The 16,547-nt window shown below is 67.0% G+C and carries 11 protein-coding genes and 1 pseudogene; 4 read left to right on the forward strand and 8 right to left on the reverse strand.

What is annotated here, in order from left to right; translation table 11 throughout:
- The coding region (locus tag ACYZGB_RS05970) for an integrase core domain-containing protein (RefSeq protein ID WP_462387335.1) at nucleotides 1-533 on the forward strand (533 nt) is incomplete at its 5' end.
- A gap of 759 nt (nucleotides 534-1,292) precedes the next feature.
- On the opposite strand, the gene ACYZGB_RS05975 is transcribed toward ACYZGB_RS05970, so the two are convergent.
- The 4 genes from ACYZGB_RS05975 to ACYZGB_RS05990 form a co-directional block, all read right to left on the reverse strand.
- Nucleotides 1,293-2,789, reverse strand: coding sequence for an efflux transporter outer membrane subunit (locus tag ACYZGB_RS05975; RefSeq protein WP_462387336.1), 1,497 nt, complete (start codon nucleotides 2,787-2,789; stop codon nucleotides 1,293-1,295).
- Between the two features lie 92 nt (nucleotides 2,790-2,881).
- A complete protein-coding gene (locus ACYZGB_RS05980) occupies nucleotides 2,882-6,115 on the reverse strand; it encodes an efflux RND transporter permease subunit (protein ID WP_462387337.1) in 3,234 nt (1,077 codons plus the stop codon).
- Nucleotides 6,116-6,149: 34 nt separating this feature from the next.
- On the reverse strand, nucleotides 6,150-7,403 hold the full coding sequence (locus ACYZGB_RS05985) for an efflux RND transporter periplasmic adaptor subunit (RefSeq protein WP_462387538.1): 1,254 nt from the start codon (nucleotides 7,401-7,403) through the stop codon (nucleotides 6,150-6,152).
- A gap of 491 nt (nucleotides 7,404-7,894) precedes the next feature.
- On the reverse strand, nucleotides 7,895-8,764 hold the full coding sequence (locus tag ACYZGB_RS05990; RefSeq protein WP_462387338.1) for an alpha/beta hydrolase: 870 nt from the start codon (nucleotides 8,762-8,764) through the stop codon (nucleotides 7,895-7,897).
- Between the two features lie 460 nt (nucleotides 8,765-9,224).
- Here ACYZGB_RS05990 and ACYZGB_RS05995 point away from each other — a divergent pair, with 460 nt between their 5' ends.
- Both ACYZGB_RS05995 and ACYZGB_RS06000 read left to right on the forward strand, forming a co-directional pair.
- Nucleotides 9,225-10,142 carry a LysR family transcriptional regulator gene (locus ACYZGB_RS05995; protein WP_462387339.1) on the forward strand — a complete coding sequence of 306 codons (918 nt, stop codon included), beginning with the start codon at nucleotides 9,225-9,227 and terminating at the stop codon, nucleotides 10,140-10,142.
- A 138-nt stretch (nucleotides 10,143-10,280) separates the two neighbouring features.
- Nucleotides 10,281-10,586 carry a VF530 family protein gene (locus tag ACYZGB_RS06000; RefSeq protein WP_462387340.1) on the forward strand — a complete coding sequence of 102 codons (306 nt, stop codon included), beginning with the start codon at nucleotides 10,281-10,283 and terminating at the stop codon, nucleotides 10,584-10,586.
- Nucleotides 10,587-10,622: 36 nt separating this feature from the next.
- Here ACYZGB_RS06000 and ACYZGB_RS06005 read toward each other — a convergent pair whose 3' ends face one another.
- The 4 genes and pseudogenes from ACYZGB_RS06005 to ACYZGB_RS06020 all read right to left on the reverse strand — a co-directional run bounded on the left by ACYZGB_RS06005 (nucleotide 10,623) and on the right by ACYZGB_RS06020 (nucleotide 15,918).
- Complete coding sequence (locus tag ACYZGB_RS06005; protein ID WP_094285797.1) at nucleotides 10,623-11,582, reverse strand: alpha-E domain-containing protein; 960 nt, start codon at nucleotides 11,580-11,582, stop codon at nucleotides 10,623-10,625.
- A 26-nt stretch (nucleotides 11,583-11,608) separates the two neighbouring features.
- A pseudogene (locus ACYZGB_RS06010) lies at nucleotides 11,609-11,722 on the reverse strand (alpha-E domain-containing protein); the annotation flags it as partial.
- Between the two features lie 2 nt (nucleotides 11,723-11,724).
- Nucleotides 11,725-13,260 (reverse strand): circularly permuted type 2 ATP-grasp protein, encoded by a 1,536-nt coding sequence (locus ACYZGB_RS06015; RefSeq protein ID WP_462387341.1) that lies wholly within the window; start codon nucleotides 13,258-13,260, stop codon nucleotides 11,725-11,727.
- A gap of 87 nt (nucleotides 13,261-13,347) precedes the next feature.
- On the reverse strand, nucleotides 13,348-15,918 hold the full coding sequence (locus tag ACYZGB_RS06020; RefSeq protein ID WP_462387342.1) for a DNA internalization-related competence protein ComEC/Rec2: 2,571 nt from the start codon (nucleotides 15,916-15,918) through the stop codon (nucleotides 13,348-13,350).
- 152 nt (nucleotides 15,919-16,070) lie between these two features.
- Here ACYZGB_RS06020 and ACYZGB_RS06025 point away from each other — a divergent pair, with 152 nt between their 5' ends.
- Complete coding sequence (locus tag ACYZGB_RS06025) at nucleotides 16,071-16,529, forward strand: RidA family protein (protein ID WP_124511912.1); 459 nt, start codon at nucleotides 16,071-16,073, stop codon at nucleotides 16,527-16,529.
- Nucleotides 16,530-16,547 lie beyond the last annotated feature (18 nt).

The raw sequence follows: 16,547 nt of genomic DNA on the forward strand, positions 1-16,547 counted from the left end.
ACAACGGCTCGCCCTGGGGCTCACCCAGCGCCCCTGGTCACTTGAGTACCCTGGATGTCTGGCTGATCCGCCTGGGCGTGCGCAGCAGCCACAGCAGTCCGTACCATCCGCAGACCAACGGAAAGATCGAGCGCTTTCACCGCTCCTTGAAAGCCGAGGTGCTGCGAGGGCGGACCTTCGACAGCCTGGCCCAGGCGCAGGAGGCGATGCAGCGCTGGCGTGAGATCTACAACCACCACCGGCCTCACGAGGCACTGGCGATGCAGACACCGGTGCAGCACTACCGCATGAGTGCCCGGCCCATGCCAACGACCCTGGCGCCCATCGAGTACGCCGAGCGCGACCATGTGCTCACGGTGGGCTGGAATGGCTTTGTGAAGTTCCGGGGACACAAGCTGCGGTTATCCAGTGCACTGCACAGACTGCCGGTCGCCTTGCGCCCGGACGATCTGCACGACGGGTGCTTTGACCTGTACTTCTGTCACCAGCGATTCATGCGTCTGGACATGAACGCTTTGACGGCTTCCAATTGAGCAGGTGTTACCCATGTCCCCGCACACCTGTTTCCCATGTGACCGGTCTGAACAGCGTCGCCGAAAGAAAGTTACCAAAGAAAGGGCGACCCTACAGGCTGCGTCCCTTCGCTTCGCTGCGGGCAACCTGCGGTGCTCGCGTCCACCGGGGTCTCGCTCGAACTCGCTTCGTTTCACTTCGCTCAAACAATCGCGAGCCCTGATCCGCTGGCCGCTGCGCTCCTCGGCGCATCCTGAAGGGAACCCGGGGTGCGGACATCCACACGGGCCATTGCTGCGCTCGGCCCCCTCTCGCGGGCGCGAGCGCCACGCGCTGCGCAGGCGGGGCCGAGCGAAGCAATGGCCCGTGGGGCTGTTCGGCTGTTGGATGTTCGGCTGTCCACCCCCTGCTGGCTGCGCCTGCGGCGGGGCGGTTGCGGGGTGGCACGCGCGTCGTAGCGCGCGTGCTTCGTGCTCTGACTCGCCGTGGTTGTCCGAGCGGCGCGCGCAGCGCAAAGCGAGTTCCACGGTGCACCCCGCAACCGCCCCGACGCAGGTTTGCCCCACAGCGAAGCGAAGGGGTCGCAGACTGGGGGTCGCCTTTTCTTTGGTGACTTTCTTTTGGCGAAGCAAAAGAAAGTCACTCGCATGCCGGGCGACTCCCGGCCTCCGCCCTCCAAAAAGGCATGCGGCTAAGTCGGCACACGCACTCAAACACTGCAAAATCAATAGCTACCAGCGCATATCCCACTAGCGCAAGCAGGCAAAGTCGCTAGCGAACTACTGCGATGCAGCAGCCATCTTCACAGCAGGTTGATCCCCCCAACCACCACCCAGCGCCCGAATCAACCCCACCGTCGCCACATACTGCGCCGTCCGCACCTGCAGCTCCTGCCGCCGATTGCGCAACTCGCTGCGGCGCGCGTCCAGCAACTCCAGCTGGCTCACCAACCCATTGCGATACCGCACATCCGACAACTGTGTCGCGCGCCGCGCAGCCGTCACCGCCCGCCCCTGCGCCTCAGCCTGGCCAGAGAGCAGACGCAGCGAGGTCAGCTGGTCCTCCACATCACGAAAGGCATTGAGCACCTGCCCCCGGTGGTCCGCCAGCGCAGCCTCCAGGCGCGCCTTCGCCCCCTCGATCTGGGCATTACGCTGGCCGCCGTCAAAGATCGGCAGCGACAGCAGCGCACTCACACCCCAGGCACGGGCCGACCACTTGAACAGATCGCCCAGCTCAGGCGACGCATGCCCCGCATTGCCGGTGAGCGTGACGGCCGGGAACCAGGCCTTCTGCGCCACGCCCACGCGCGCTTGCGCGGCCAGCACGGCCGTCTGGGCGGCCGACACATCGGGACGACGCGCCAGCACCGTGCCGGGCACGCCTGGCGGAATCACCGGCAACGCGGCATCGCCCGTTGCGGGCGGCAACACAAAGCCGCTGGCCACCTCGCCCGCCAGCACGGCCAGCGCGTTGGTCAACAACGCTTGCTGGCGTTGCAGGGCCAATGCTTCGGATTCGGTAGCCGCCACCTCAGCCTGCACACGGGCCACGTCCAGCTCGGCCACATCGCCGGCCTGCAGGCGGCGCTGCGTCAGGCGCAGCGTGTCCTGGTAAGCGGCCAGACTCTCTTGCACCAGCACCTGCTCGGCCTGCACGGCACGCAGCTGCAGATAGGTTTGCGCCACATCGGCTTGCACCATGAGGCGCGTGCTCTGCAGCAAGGCCTCGCGCGCGTCGGCGTCCAGCCGCGCGGCGTCGCTGGTTTGCGAGAGGCGACCGAACAGGTCCAACTCGTACGAGGCGTTGAGCCCCGCCGTGCCCAACGTGGCGGGTGCTGCGCTGCCCGTGGTGGCAGCGCCTGCCTGGCGCGTCACGCCCGCCGATGCGCCTACTTGCACCGAACGGGCAGCGTCGGCAGAGCGCAGCAGCGTGCGAGCCTCAGCCAGCCGCGCAGCGGCCTGCTGGATGCTGGTGTTGGCCTGGCCCGCGCGCTGCACCAGGTCGGCCAGCACCGGGTCTTGAAAGCCCAGCCACCATTCGCCGCGCGGCTGCGCCTCGGCAGGGGCGGCCACCGTCCAGGGGGCTGTTGGCAGCGCGTCGCCGCCTGCGGTGAAGCTGGTGGGCACGGGCACGCCCGCATGCGGCGCGGGGGCCACGGGCTGTGTCATGCAACCGGCCAGCACCAGGGCGGCGGCCAGGGGCGCCAGCAGGCTGCGCTTGCGCGCTGCAAGGGCACCGTCGGTGAAGTTTTTCTTTAATAGCAAATCGGTCATGGTTGGTCTCCTGCCTCAGTCAATGCGCCCACTGCGTTTGGCAGCATGGCTGCGAGCGTCTAGAGCCACAAAGGTCGTCGTTGTCGTGTGCATCACTCGTGCTCCTTGCGGGGAGCGGCCAGCACCGGCTGACCCATGCCACCACCGTGGGGCGCCTGCGAGATGGGCGCCACATGCGCGCCATGCTCCACCAGCGGGCGGTTGCCTGCCAGCTTGCGCAGCAGCACGTAGAAAACGGGCGTGAGGAACAGGCCAAAAGCCGTCACCCCGATCATTCCGGAGAACACCGCCACACCCATGGCGCTGCGCATCTCGGCGCCGGCACCAGTGGAGAGCACCAGGGGCAGCACACCCATGACGAAGGCCAGCGAGGTCATCAGGATGGGGCGCAGCCGCAGGCGGCTGGCCTCGATGGCGGCCTGTATGGGCGTGCGCCCGGCAAACTCCAGCTCGCGCGCAAACTCCACGATCAGGATCGCGTTCTTGGCCGACAGCCCCACCAGCACGATGAGCCCGATCTGCGTGAACACGTTGTTGTCACCGTTGCTCAGCCACACCCCGGTCATGGCCGCCAGGATGCCCATGGGCACGATCAGGATGATGGCAATGGGCAGCGTGAGGCTTTCGTACTGCGCGGCCAGCACCAGGAACACCAGCAGGATGGCCAGCGGGAACACCAGCACGGCAGAGTTGCCGGCCAGGATTTCCTGGTACGTCAGCTCGGTCCATTCGAAGGTGATGCCCTGGGGCAGCGTCTCGGCCGCGATGCGCTCGATGGCTGCCTGCGCCTGGCCCGACGAGAAGCCGGGCGCGGGGCCGCCGTTCACGTCGGCCGCGAGGTACCCGTTGTAGCGCATGGCGCGCTCGGGGCCGAAGCTGGGCTCCATCTTCATCAGCGCCGACAGCGGCACCATCTCGCCGGTGGCAGAGCGTACCTTGAGCAGGCCCACGTCCTCGGCCCGCGCGCGGTAGGCCGCATCGGCCTGCACACGCACGCTGTAGGTACGGCCGAACTGGTTGAAGTCGTTGGCGTACAGGCTGCCCAGGTAGATCTGCAGCGTGTCGAAGATGTCCGTCACGGGCACGCCGAGCTGGCGCGCCTTGGTGCGGTCGATGTTGGCGTACAGCTGCGGCACGTTGACCTGCCAGCTGGTGAACAGGCCAGCAAGCTCCGGCGTCTGGTAGGCCTTGCCCATGAAGGCCTTCACGGCGTTGTCCATGGCTTCGTAGCCCAGCGAGGCGCGGTCTTCGATCTGCAGCTTGAAGCCGCCCGTGGTGCCCAGGCCCGCCACGGGGGGCGGGGGGAACATGGCGATGAACGCGTCCTGGATGCTGCCAAACGCCTGGTTCAGCTGGCCTGCCACAGCACCGCCGCTCTGGTCGGCGCGGGTGCGCTCTGCAAAGGGCTTGAGCGTGGCGAACACGATGCCGGAGTTGGAGCTGTTGGTGAAGCCATTGATCGACAGGCCGGGGAAGGCGATGGCGTCTTCGACGTTCGGGTTCTCCTTCATGATCTCGCCCATGCGGCGGATCACATTCTCGGTGCGGTCCAGCGTTGCGCCGTCGGGCAGCTGCGCAAAGCCGATCAGGTACTGCTTGTCCTGCGCGGGCACAAAGCCGCCGGGCACTATCTTGAACAGGCCCACAGTGGCCCCCACCAGTGCGAGGTAGATCACGAACATCAGCGCCTTGCGGCTGATGACGCGCTTGACGCCGCCACTGTAGGCCTCGGAGCCGCGGTGGAACAGGCGGTTGAAGCCGCGAAACAGGCCACCGAACACCTTGTCCATGCCGCGCGTGAGCGCGTCCTTGGGCTCGTTGTGGCCCTTGAGCAGCAGTGCTGACAGGGCGGGCGACAGGGTCAGCGAGTTGATCGCCGAGATCACCGTGGAGATCGCGATGGTCACCGCGAACTGCTTGTAGAACTGCCCCGTGAGGCCGCTGATGAACGCCAGCGGCACAAACACCGCCACCAGCACCAGCGCAATCGCGATGATGGGGCCGGACACCTCGCGCATGGCGCGGTAGGTGGCCTCGCGCGGGGTCAGGCCCGCCTCGATGTTGCGCTCGACGTTCTCCACCACCACGATGGCATCATCCACCACGATGCCGATGGCCAGCACCAGGCCGAACAGGCTCAGGGCGTTGATCGAAAAGCCCAGCAGGTGCAGCACCGCGAACGTTCCCACCACCGACACCGGCACGGCCAGCAGCGGGATGATGGAGGCACGCCACGTCTGCAGGAACAGGATCACCACCAGCACCACGAGGGCGATGGCTTCGAGCAGCGTGTGGATCACGGACTTGATCGACGCGCGCACGAACTGCGTGGGGTCGTACGCAATCCGGTACTCCACGCCTTCGGGCATGTTCTTCTGGATCTCGTCCATGGTCTTGCGCACGTTGGACGAGATGTCCAGCGCGTTGGAGCCCGGCGCCTGGAACACGCCCATGCCCACGGCCGGATCGTTGTTAAGCAGCGAGCGCAGCGAGTAGTCGGCCGCACCCAGCTCCAGGCGGGCGATGTCGCGCAGGCGTGTCACCGCACCATCAGCACCAGTCTTGACGATGATGTCGCCGAACTCTTCTTCGGTCTGCAGACGGCCCTGGGCGTTGATGGAAAGTTGCAGGTCCACGCCGGGAAGTCCGGGCGATGCACCCACCACCCCGGCAGCGGCCTGCACGTTCTGGCCGCGGATGGCGGTCACCACGTCGCTGGCGGAGAGGCCGCGCTGCGCGACCTTCTGCGGGTCGAGCCAGACACGCATGGAGTAGTCGCCGCCGCCGAAGATCTGCACCTGGCCCACGCCGCCGATGCGGGCGAGACGGTCCTTCACATTGAGCACCGCGTAGTTGCGCAGGTAGTCGATGTCGTAGCGGTTGTTGGGCGAGACCAGGTGGACCACCATGGTCAGGTCCGGCGCGCTCTTGACGGTGGTGACGCCCAGGCGGCGCACTTCCTCGGGCAGGCGCGGCTCGGCCTGCGAGACGCGGTTTTGCACCAGCTGCTGGGCCTTGTCGGGGTCGGTGCCGAGGGCAAAGGTCACCGTCAGCGTCATCACGCCGTCGGTGGTGGCCTGGCTGCCCATGTAGAGCATGCCTTCCACGCCGTTGATGGATTCCTCCAGCGGCGTGGCCACGGTCTCGGCGATGACCTTGGGGTTGGCGCCCGGGTACTGTGCGCGCACCACCACGGAGGGCGGCGCGACTTCAGGGTATTCGGAGATGGGCAGACCGCGCAATGCGATCAGCCCCCCGAGGAAGATGAGCACCGACAGCACCCCGGCGAAGATGGGGCGGTCGATGAAAAAGCGGGATAGATTCATGGATGCAAATTCCTGGTGTCGCTCTGGCCCGTACTCACGCGGCAGGCGACTTGGTGTTGTTCTTGGCTTCCTTGCGATCACCCGCAATCTCGGCCTTGGCGGTCATGGGCACAGGCTGCGGCGCCACCACGGCGCCGGGGCGCACGCGCTGCAGGCCGTTGACGACGATGTTCTCGCCCGCCTTGAGGCCCGACGTGACCACGCGCAGGCCGTCAATCGGCGCGCCCAGAGTGACCTCGCGGTACTCGGCCTTGTTGCCCTCGCCCACCACCATCACAAACTTCTTGTTCTGGTCGGTGCCCACGGCACGTTCGTTGATGAGCAGCGCCTGCGTGTTGCGGGCCTGGCCCATGCGGACGCGGGCAAACTGACCGGGGATGAGCGAGCCGTCTTCGTTGTCGAACACGGCGCGCACGCGCACGGTGCCGCTCTTGGCATCGACCTGGTTGTCGATGAGCTGCAGGCGACCGGCGTGCGGCGTGCCGCCCGTGGTGCCCGTGCCCATCTGCACGGGGATGCGCTCGATGAGCTGGCGGGCGCTGTTGCCGCGCTGGCCGCTTTGCAGATCGGCCAGGGCCTTCACCACGATCTGCTCATCGGTGTCGAAACTCGCGTAGATAGGGCTCACGGACACCAGCGTGGTCAGCACGGGGGCACCCGCACCGGCCGCCACCAGGTTGCCCACGGTGACTTCGATGCGGCCCACGCGGCCCGCCACCGGGGCGCGCACCTGGGTGTAGCCCAGGTTCAGCTTCGCGGTCTGTAGCGCGGCCTGGGCGGCGCGCAGGTTGGCATCGGCCTCGCGCTGTGCGTTCAGGCGTTCGTCGTGCTCGCGCTGGGCAATGGCTTTTTCTTCGAGCAGGCGTGTGGCGCGCTCCAGTTCGCTGCACGTGTACGACACACGGGCTTGCGCGGCCACCACCTGGGCTTCGGCGCGGTCTACCTCGGCGGCGTAGGGGGCTGGGTCCACCGTCACCAGCAGGTCGCCCTGCTTGACCAGCGAGCCTTCGCGGAAGTGCAGGGCCTGCACGGCGCCCGAGACGCGCGGGCGCACGTCCACGCGCTGCACGGCTTCTAGCCGGCCGGAAAACTCGTCCCACAGGGCGATATCTTTCTGCACCACCGCAGCCACCGACACGGGCATGGCAGGCGGCGTTGCGCCTTCGCCATTGGCCTGGGCCGCAGGCGACTGGAAAACAAGGATCAAAGCGGCCACTGCAGCCGTCACGGCGGTGGCAATGGTGGCCAGGCCCAGAGGGCGGTTCTTGAAAAGCGGGTTGGAGTTCATGGTCATTTCAATCAAACGTAGAGGCCGTCTTGGCAGGCAAGCCGATGAAGGTGTTTTTGCTGCCAGACTGCCTCTCCGCAACGGGGTGACAGACGCCAAAGCAGCGGGCGGTGGGGCAGTCTCGGCATTGACACGGTGAGAGAGTCAAGCCCCCTGACCCGACGCCGCCAGTGGGGGCACGCCAGTCTCGGAAAATCAGACGCGGTGGTGCTGCGGGTTGTGACAGCCAAAGCGGCAGGCCCCAGAGAAGCGCAAGGTGTGGTTCATGCTGTTATTTCCTCCATATCGTTGACATCAATGACTCCTGCCCGCCGTCCTGCCCCTCACGGGCACGGCTTGCAGAAAACGCGGGCAAAGCTTCCCCCCTCCGGCACGGCAAGCCGGAAAAATCAGCGTTGAAAACCAGGGGTTGGTAGAGGGGCCGCAGTATCAAACCTCAACCTGCGTTGAGGTCATCCACAGTCAGCGGCCCAAGGGGTTCGAGCCAATGCTCAGGAAGGTACCGGACATCGGGTGGCTTCAAAGAACTGGCGGAACTGCTGTTGCGCACCCGCAGCACAAGGGCATTCGTGCTCTCCGGTCTGCAACAGGGCATCGGGCCACTGCGGGTTCTTGGAGAACACATGGCGGGTGACCGGCAGGCCGGCGGCCTCCAGCCGGGCTGCGTAGGCCAGCGCCTCGTCATGCATGGGGTCGGTGTCGCCCACCAGAACCAGCGTGGGCGGCAACCCCGCCAGGCGCTGTGCACCGGCAGGCACGGCGTAGGGGTGCTCGGCATCGCGTGGGCAGCGCAGAAAATTGCGCCAGCCTTCGGTCCACTTGCAGCCGGTGGAGTCACCCGTGGCTTCGCGCAGCGAGGCGGTGCCCACACAGGGGTCCAGCATGGGTGACAGCAGAATCTGCCCGGCCAATGGCGGGTGCGACTGGTCGCGCGCCATCAGACTCACGGCGGCGGCGAGGTTGCCTCCCGCCTCTTCACCCGCCAGATAGACCAGAGCGCCCTGCCCACCGAGCTTGGTGCGGTTGCGGTGCACCCACTTGAGCACGTCGTACCCCGTGTCCACGGGCTGTGGAAACGGCGTGAGCGGATAGGCCACCGACACCACCACCGCCCCTGCGCCTTCCAGCAACGACGCCACGGTGCAGCCGTTATCCAGATCGCCCGAGGTGAATGCGCCGCCATGAAAATGCACGACCACGGGGGACGCTTGTCCCGCCTTCTTGCGACCATACATGCGCACGGCCACGTCCTGCCCCTTGCCCACCTCAATGGTGGAGTCGGTGCACACAGACTCTGTGGCCTTGGCAGCGGCAGAGGGCTGCGGTGTGGAGGATGGCGAAGAAGAGCGGTCGGGCTGCATGGCAGGTACCCAGTCAGTAGGTGGAGGGTCGGTTGACGATGGATGAAATGTAGTGGCTTGGGCCATTTGGATAAACAGGTCAAACACCACCGCACTGTTTCCAAAAGCTCAACAATCAAACACCGGCTTGCGTGTGAGAATTCCCTGGAGCGTGTTGATGGCCTTTTCATGGTGCCCGTTGCCCCATCACAGTGGCAGGTGCAAGGCGCAGACCGCAGCTGGGCCGGTGGCCCTGCGAGGATCTGCAACGCCGCAAGTGCCACTGTGATGGGGCAACCCTTCGGGCAAAGCGGTAGCAAGCCGCACTCGTTGTTGCGTGCCTTGCCCAGGCCGAAAGCATGGGCTGCGGCACGCGCCTAGATTGCGGCTTGCTACCGCTTTGCGGGCACCATGAAAAGGCCGTCAACACGCTCTTGGCACCCACTGGTGGGTGCTGCAGTTTCAGATTCAAGGAGAAGCCATGGACCAAATACAGGCCATGCGCATATTCGTGCGGGTGGTGGAGGCCGGCACGTTTACCCGGGCAGCGGATTCGCTATCGCTGCCCAAAGCCACCGTGACCAAGCATGTGCAGGCGCTGGAGGAGCGACTGCGCGTGAAGCTGCTCAACCGCACCACCCGCCGGGTAACGGTAACGCCCGACGGCGCGGCCTACTACGACCGCACGGTGCGGCTTCTGACCGACCTGGACGACATCGAGGCCAGCATGACCAACGCGCGCGCCAACCCGCGCGGGCGGCTGCGCATCGATGTAGGCACCTCGGTGGCGCAGTTGCTCATCATTCCGCACCTGGCAGAGTTCCATGCCCGCTACCCAGACATCCAGGTGGACCTGGGCGTGAGCGACCGCACGGTGGACCTGATCGGCGACAACGTGGACTGCGTGATCCGGGGCGGTGAACTGAGCGACCAGTCGCTGGTGGCGCGCCGCATCGGCAACCTGGAGTTCATCACCGTCGCGGCCCCCGACTACCTGGAGCGCAAGGGCACCCCCACGCACCCGCTGGAGATCGAGGAAAAACATGCCAGCGTGATCTATTTCTCGCCGCAGAGCGGACGGCACTACCCGCTGGAGTTTCGACGGGGCGATGAGTCCATTGACGTCACCGGCCCCTACCAGCTGAGCGTGAACGAGGCCAACGCCTACGTCACCTCCATCGTGGCGGGCCTGGGCATTGGCCAGATCACCAGCTGGCAGGCCCAGCGCCACCTCGCCAGCGGCACCCTGGTGCAACTGCTGCACGAGTGGACCCAGCCCCTGCTGCCCGTGTACGTGGTGTACCCGCCCAACCGCCACCTGAGCGCCAAGGTGCGCGCCTTTGTGGACTGGGCGGCCGAGCTTTTTCAGCGGGAAGACCATCTGCAACGCAAAGCCTGACGCCCGCTGAGCCGCTTCGCGTCATTCCCCCGAGGGGGACGCCCCCCGGACCGGCGGGCCCAGACCCACGGCGGTGCGGGTTGGGAAAACACCCGTTGCAGAGAGCGCGGGTGATTTGCAGTCTGTATGCTTCGGGACATGAGCACCCCAGAGACCACGCCACCGGCACCCGCCGATAAAACACCCGACAGCACACCAGCCACCAAACCCGCCCAGCCGCGCAACCCCCTGCACGGCGTGACGCTTGAAGCCATGGTGGTGGGGTTGGCCGAATATTTTGGCTGGGACGAGCTGGGGCGGCAGATTCCCATCCGCTGCTTTCAGATCGACCCCAGCGTGGGATCCAGCCTCAAGTTTTTGCGCAAGACACCCTGGGCGCGCGAGAAGGTCGAGAGCCTCTACCTCTTCATGCTGCGCGACCAGCGGCGCAACGCGCAGGAGTGATCCAGCCCCAGCGCAGCGCCCCGCCCGAGGGGCCTCTCAGTCGCCCGAGGTCACCAGAAAATCGCGGCTGATGCCGCCACCCAGGTCGTTCACCCGGTCCAGGAACTGCGTGAGGAACGCGTGCAGGCCTGTGGCCAGTATCTCGTCGATGCGGCCGTACTGCAGGTCGGCCAGCAGGCGCCCCGCCCTGCGGCTGGTTTCGGCGGACTGCCCGTTGGCCAGCACGGCCAGGTTGTCCACCACCTCGCGCAGGCAGGCGTGCAGCGAGCGCGGCATGTCGCGGCTCAGGATCAGCAGGTCGGCCACGCGGCCGGGCGTGATCACATCGCGGTAGACCTTGCGGTACACCTCGAACGCCGACACGCTGCGCAGGATGGCGCTCCAGTGGTAGAAGTCGCTTTCCTGGTTGCGGTCGCTGGGGCGGCCAAAAAAGTCGTTCTTGACGGCGTGGAACTTCACATCCAGCAGGCGCGCAGTGTTGTCCGCGCGCTCCAGGAAGGTGCCCATGCGCAAAAAGTGAAACGCCTCGTCCTGCAGCATGGTGCCCAGCACCACACCGCGTGAGAGGTGCGAGCGGTACTTCACCCACTCAAAAAACTGACCCGGGTCGCGCTCAAAGGCGCCCCCCTCCAGCTGGCGGTGCAGCTCCAGCCAAGTCTGGTTCTGCGTCTCCCACACCTCGGTGGTCAGCGCCCCGCGCACGGCACGCGCGTTCTCGCGCGCGGCACGCAGGCACGACAGGATGGACGACGGATTGTTGCCATCGCGCACCATGAACTCCAGCACGTTGGCGGGTGTCACTTCGCCGTGTTTGGCTGTGTAGGCAGGGATCAGCTCGCTGATGGACAGCAGGCCCTCCCAGCCTTTCTGCGCCACATCGGCAGCCTGGGGCAACAGGGAAGTCTCGTAGCTCACATTGAGCATTCTTGCTGTGTTCTCTGCCCGCTCTGTATATCGGGACATCCAGAACAGATGATCGGCAGTGCGACTTAGCATTTTTCCTCCCCGGGCAGAGAACCCCGCGCGTGCTGCGCACGCTGGCTGTGTTGTGGTGAAACCCCGCCTTCGGCGGCGTTTTCAGCCCGCTCGGTGTAGCGGGACATCCAGAACAGATGGTCGGCGGTGCGGCTCAGCATGTTCAGAGACTCCCTTGCGATTGACTTTGCGACTGACCTTGCCACTGCGATTGCGACTGGGATTGCACGGCCTTGCGTTGCGCTGCAGGCGTACCCTCGCCCAGCACCCAGGTGTCCTTGGTGCCACCGCCCTGCGATGAATTCACCACCAGCGAGCCCTCTTGCAGCGCCACGCGCGTGAGGCCCCCTGCGGCCATCTGCACTTCGCGCCCGCTGAGCACGAAGGGGCGCAGGTCGATGTGGCGCGGGGCAATGCCGCTTTCTACATAAGTGGGGCAGCTCGACAGGCTGAGCGTGGGCTGGGCGATGTAGCCTGAAGGGTTGGCAATCAGCGCGCGGCGGAAGTCCTCGATCTCGGCCTGTGTGGCTGCGGGGCCGATGAGCATGCCGTAGCCACCCGCGCCGTGCACTTCCTTGACCACCAGGTCCTTCAGGTTGGCCAGCACATGCTGCAGGTCGTCCTGCTTGCGGCACATCCAGGTGGGCACGTTCTTCAGGATGGGCTCCTCGCCCAGGTAGAAGCGGATCATCTCGGGCACGTAGGGGTAGACCGATTTGTCGTCGGCCACGCCGGTGCCCACGGCGTTGCAGATGCCCACGTTGCCCGCGCGGTAGGCCTCCATGAGGCCGTAGCAGCCCAGTGTGGAGTTGGGGCGGAAGACCTGCGGGTCGAGGAAGTCGTCGTCCACGCGGCGGTAGATCACGTCCACCCGCTGCAGGCCACGCGTGGTGCGCATGTACACGAACTTGTCCTTGACGACCAGGTCCTGCCCTTCGACCAGCTCCACACCCATCTGCTGCGCGAGGAAGGCGTGCTCGAAGTACGCGCTGTTGTGCATGCCGGGCGTGAGCACCACCACCGTGGGCTCGTCGGCCGCTGCGGGGGCACTGGCGCGCAGGGTTTCGAGCAGCATGTCGGGGTAATGCGCCACGGGCGCCACCTTGTGCAGGCTGAACAGCTCGGGGAACAGCCGCATCATCATCTTGCGGTTTTCGAGCATGTAGCTCACGCCGCTGGGCACGCGCAGGTTGTCTTCCAGCACGTAGTACTCGCCGTTGCCCTGGGCATCAGGGGCGCGCACGATATCGATGCCGGCGATGTGCGCGTAGATGTTCTGCGGCACGTGCAGCCCGGCCATCTCGGGCCGGTATTGCGCGTTGTTCAGGATCAGGTCGGATGGAACGATGCCGGCGCGGATGATGTCCTGGCCGTGGTACACGTCGTGAATGAAGCGGTTGAGCGCCGTGACCCGCTGCACCAGGCCCTGCTGCATGCTGGCCCACTCGTGGGCGGGGATGATGCGAGGGATCAGGTCGAACGGGATCAGCCGCTCATTGCCTGCACCGCCCTCGTCCTTGGCGCCATACACGGCGAAGGTGATGCCCACGCGCCGGAAGATCATCTCGGCTTCGGCCCGGCGGGCCTGCATCACGTCAGGGGGCTGTTTGCTCAACCACTGCGCATAGCGCTTGTAGTGTTCCCGCACGTCGCTGCCATCAAACGGCAGCATGGCGTACATCTCGTCAAATTTCTGCATGAACGGGCCTCCTGCAAACAGGATAGCAAGTTGTGCGCCCACCCCTCTTGCAACAGCCCCTGGCGCTACTGCGCCATGCTTTCGCAATCAATCGCTCCGTGGCACCATGCTGTGCTGCCAGTACCGGCGGCCGGTGTCGCGTTCACACGCCACCGCATCGGGGGCCGCAGAAACCCAGGTGGCCGCCCCGCAGCGGGACGACTCCACCACGCGAATGTTGCGCTCGCGGTAGCGCTGCAGCACATCGGGCGCCGGGTGCCCGAAGCGGTTGCGGTACCCGGCCTGCACCAAAGCGGTGCGCGGCCGCACAGCCTCCAGCAAGGCGGGCGACGACGATGTCTTGCTGCCATGGTGGGGCACCAGCAGCAGTTCGGCCTGCAGCGCTGCGCCCCGCGCAACCAGGGCCTGCTCTTGCGCGGCCTCGATGTCTCCCACCAGCAAAACCGACGGTGCCTGGGCCCCGGCCGCCACCACGCGCAGCACGCAGCTCAAGGTGTTGGGGCGTGGGGGGCGGGGTGCCGGGGCGTCGTCCCCCGCCAGCGGGTGCAGCACCTCGAAGGCCACACCGTCCCACTCCCAGCGTTGGCCCGCAAGGCAGGGCCTGGCGGGGCGCAGGGCCTGCAAGCCGTGGTCGGCCTCGATGGAGCCGGTGAGTTCGGCCCCCGGCTGCTGCGCCAGCACTGCCGCTGCGCCGCCCGTGTGGTCGGCATCGCGATGGCTGAGCATCAGCACATCCACCCGCTCGCCCAGCGCGCGCAGCAGCGGCACCAGCACACGGTGGCCTGCGTCGCTCTCGCGGCTGAAACGGGGCCCCGCGTCGTACAGCAAACTGTGGGTGGCCGTGCGCACCAGCACCGCGTTGCCCTGGCCGATGTCGGCCGCCAGCAGCTCAAACTGGCCCGGCGCAGGCCGCGCGGGCTGCCACCAGAACACCGGCAACAGCAAAGGCAGCGCCAGCAACCGCAGGCGCCACGGCAGCCGCATGGCCAGCAGTGCACCACCCACCACGGCGGCCACGCCCGCCCACAGGGGCGCGGCAGGCAAAAACAGCACCGCCCCAGGCCACTGCGCCAACCACTGCAGCCACGCGGTGAGGGGCCACAAGCTCCCGGCCGCCAGGCTCCACAGCGGCGCCCACACCACGCCGCCCAGCGCCAGCGGCGTGACCACCAGCGTCACCCACGGGATCGCCACCAGGTTGGCCACCAGCCCCACCACCGACACCTGGCCAAACAGCAGCAGGCTCAGGGGCGTGAGCGCCAGCGTGACCACCCACTGCTCACGAAAAAGTGTATAAAAATGCCCCTTTGCGCCTGTCCCATATGCCTTTCCAGCTATTGGATTAGTAGCAAACAGCACACCCACAGCCACAAAACTCAGCCAGAAACCCGCCTGCGCCAGCGCCCAGGGGTCTGCCAGCACCACGGCGGCACAGGCCAGCAGCCACACCTGGGGCCAGGGCCAGCGCCGCCCGCTCCACTGCAGTAGCGCCACGGTGCCCAGCATGATGACGGTGCGCTGCGCGGGTACGCCCCAGCCGCTGAAAAGCGCATAGGCGCTGGCCAGCACCACCCCGGCCAGCAGCGCCGCCGACGGTGCAGGCACCCACAGGCACAGGCGCGTGGAACGCCGCCACAGCGCCCGCACCACCCCGGCTGCCAGCCAGGCAAACAGCGTGATGTGCAAGCCCGAAATGCTCATGAGGTGGGCCACGCCCGTGGCGCGGAACATGTCCCAGTCCGCACGGTCGATGGCACGCTGGTCGCCCGTCACCAAGGCCGCCACCACGCCCGCAATGCGTGCACGGCCCGGGTCGCTGGCCTCGTCTGCACCCCGGCCCAGGCGGTCCAGGATGGCATCGCGCACGCTTTGGCGCGCCTGCTCCACCGGGTGCTGCCAGGTGGTGGCCTGGCGGCGCGGCGGCTCGTCCTTGGGGCCTGCGCGCACATAGCCGGTGGCCTGCACCCCCTGCTCCCAGGTCCACAGCTCAAAATCAAACCCATGGGGGTTACGCAGGCCGTGGGGCGCCTTCAGCCGCACCGTCACCTCCCAGCGCTCGCCCGCACGCACCGGGGCGGGTTGGCGCTGCAGGTCCACCGCATCGCCCGCATCGCGCACGAAAGCGCCGCCGTACCAGGCGACCTCGATCCGGGGCGGCAACTGCACCGGGTTGCCCTGCAGCCGCGCAGACAACACCTCCAGGCGCAGCCGCGTGCCCGCCTCGTTGGTCTGCGGCATGGCCGACACCACCCCGGTCACGCGGATGTCCTGCCCCTCCAGCGCCGGATCCAGCCCCTGCTGCAGATAGGCCGTGGCCCGCAAACCGCTGACCGCCGCCATGGCCATCGCCCCGGCCAGCAGCACCAGCACCGCCGCCGCCGCAGCGCGCGCCCGGGCATGGCGCACCGCCCCCGGGCGGCGTGGGCGGCTGGCGGCAACCCCGCACCAGCCCACCACCAGCGCGGCGCACAGCAGTGCGGCATAGGCACCAGCGCTCCACAGGCCGGGCTGCTGCAACTGCAGTGCAGCCCCTGCCACCACCCCCAGCAGCAGGGCCGGCAGCCGCCACGGCGCCACGGGCTGCAGCCAGTCGCCCGCCCCGGGCGCACCGTCGGGGCGGGGCAAGGTGGTGGCATTAGAGGCGCTTATGGCGGGCATGGGCTGATGCTAATGCCGCACCGGCACCGGGGCGGCTGGATTCGGCGCGCACGGCTGTGTAACACTCTTCCCCGACCCGGCGCGGGGGCCCGCCCCGCCCTCTTCACTCCCTTCACCATCCCTCCATTACCCACTCCAACCCGAGGAAGACCATGAGCGTTTACGACAAGCTGAAAGAACTCAACATCACCCTGCCCCCCGTGTCGGTGCCCGCCGCCGCCTACGTGCCTTATGTGCAGACCGGCAACCTGGTGTTTCTGAGCGGCCACATCGCCCGCAAGGACGGCAAGCCCTGGGCCGCACAGTTCGGCCGCGACATCGGCACCGAAGAAGGCAAGGCCGCCGCACGCGCCGTGGCCATCGACCTCATGGGCACCCTGCATGCCGCCACCGGCGGTGACCTGAACCGCGTGCAACGCATCGTGAAGGTGATGAGCCTGGTCAACTCCACGGGCGACTTCACCGAGCAGCACCTGGTGACCAACGGCGCCAGCGAGCTGCTGGGCCAGGTGTTTGGCGACAAGGGCGTGCATGCGCGCAGCGCCTTTGGCGTGGCGCAGGTGCCCATGGGTGCCTGTGTGGAGATTGAGCTGATCGCTGAGTTGGCATGACCCCCTGAGTCGCTGCGC

The organism is Acidovorax sp. Q11, from assembly GCF_054950075.1.

What these genes read in the sequence shown, in the direction of transcription:
- ACYZGB_RS06020 (WP_462387342.1), bottom strand. Translation starts at nt 15,918, where the DNA reads ATGCCCGCCATAAGCGCCTCTAATGCCACCACCTTGCCCCGCCCCGAC.
- ACYZGB_RS06000 (WP_462387340.1), top strand. Translation starts at nt 10,281, where the DNA reads ATGAGCACCCCAGAGACCACGCCACCGGCACCCGCCGATAAAACACCC.
- ACYZGB_RS05995 (WP_462387339.1), top strand. Translation starts at nt 9,225, where the DNA reads ATGGACCAAATACAGGCCATGCGCATATTCGTGCGGGTGGTGGAGGCC.
- ACYZGB_RS05985 (WP_462387538.1), bottom strand. Translation starts at nt 7,403, where the DNA reads ATGAACTCCAACCCGCTTTTCAAGAACCGCCCTCTGGGCCTGGCCACC.
- ACYZGB_RS06025 (WP_124511912.1), top strand. Translation starts at nt 16,071, where the DNA reads ATGAGCGTTTACGACAAGCTGAAAGAACTCAACATCACCCTGCCCCCC.
- ACYZGB_RS06005 (WP_094285797.1), bottom strand. Translation starts at nt 11,582, where the DNA reads ATGCTAAGTCGCACTGCCGATCATCTGTTCTGGATGTCCCGATATACA.
- ACYZGB_RS05975 (WP_462387336.1), bottom strand. Translation starts at nt 2,789, where the DNA reads ATGACCGATTTGCTATTAAAGAAAAACTTCACCGACGGTGCCCTTGCA.
- ACYZGB_RS05980 (WP_462387337.1), bottom strand. Translation starts at nt 6,115, where the DNA reads ATGAATCTATCCCGCTTTTTCATCGACCGCCCCATCTTCGCCGGGGTG.
- ACYZGB_RS06015 (WP_462387341.1), bottom strand. Translation starts at nt 13,260, where the DNA reads ATGCAGAAATTTGACGAGATGTACGCCATGCTGCCGTTTGATGGCAGC.
- ACYZGB_RS05990 (WP_462387338.1), bottom strand. Translation starts at nt 8,764, where the DNA reads ATGCAGCCCGACCGCTCTTCTTCGCCATCCTCCACACCGCAGCCCTCT.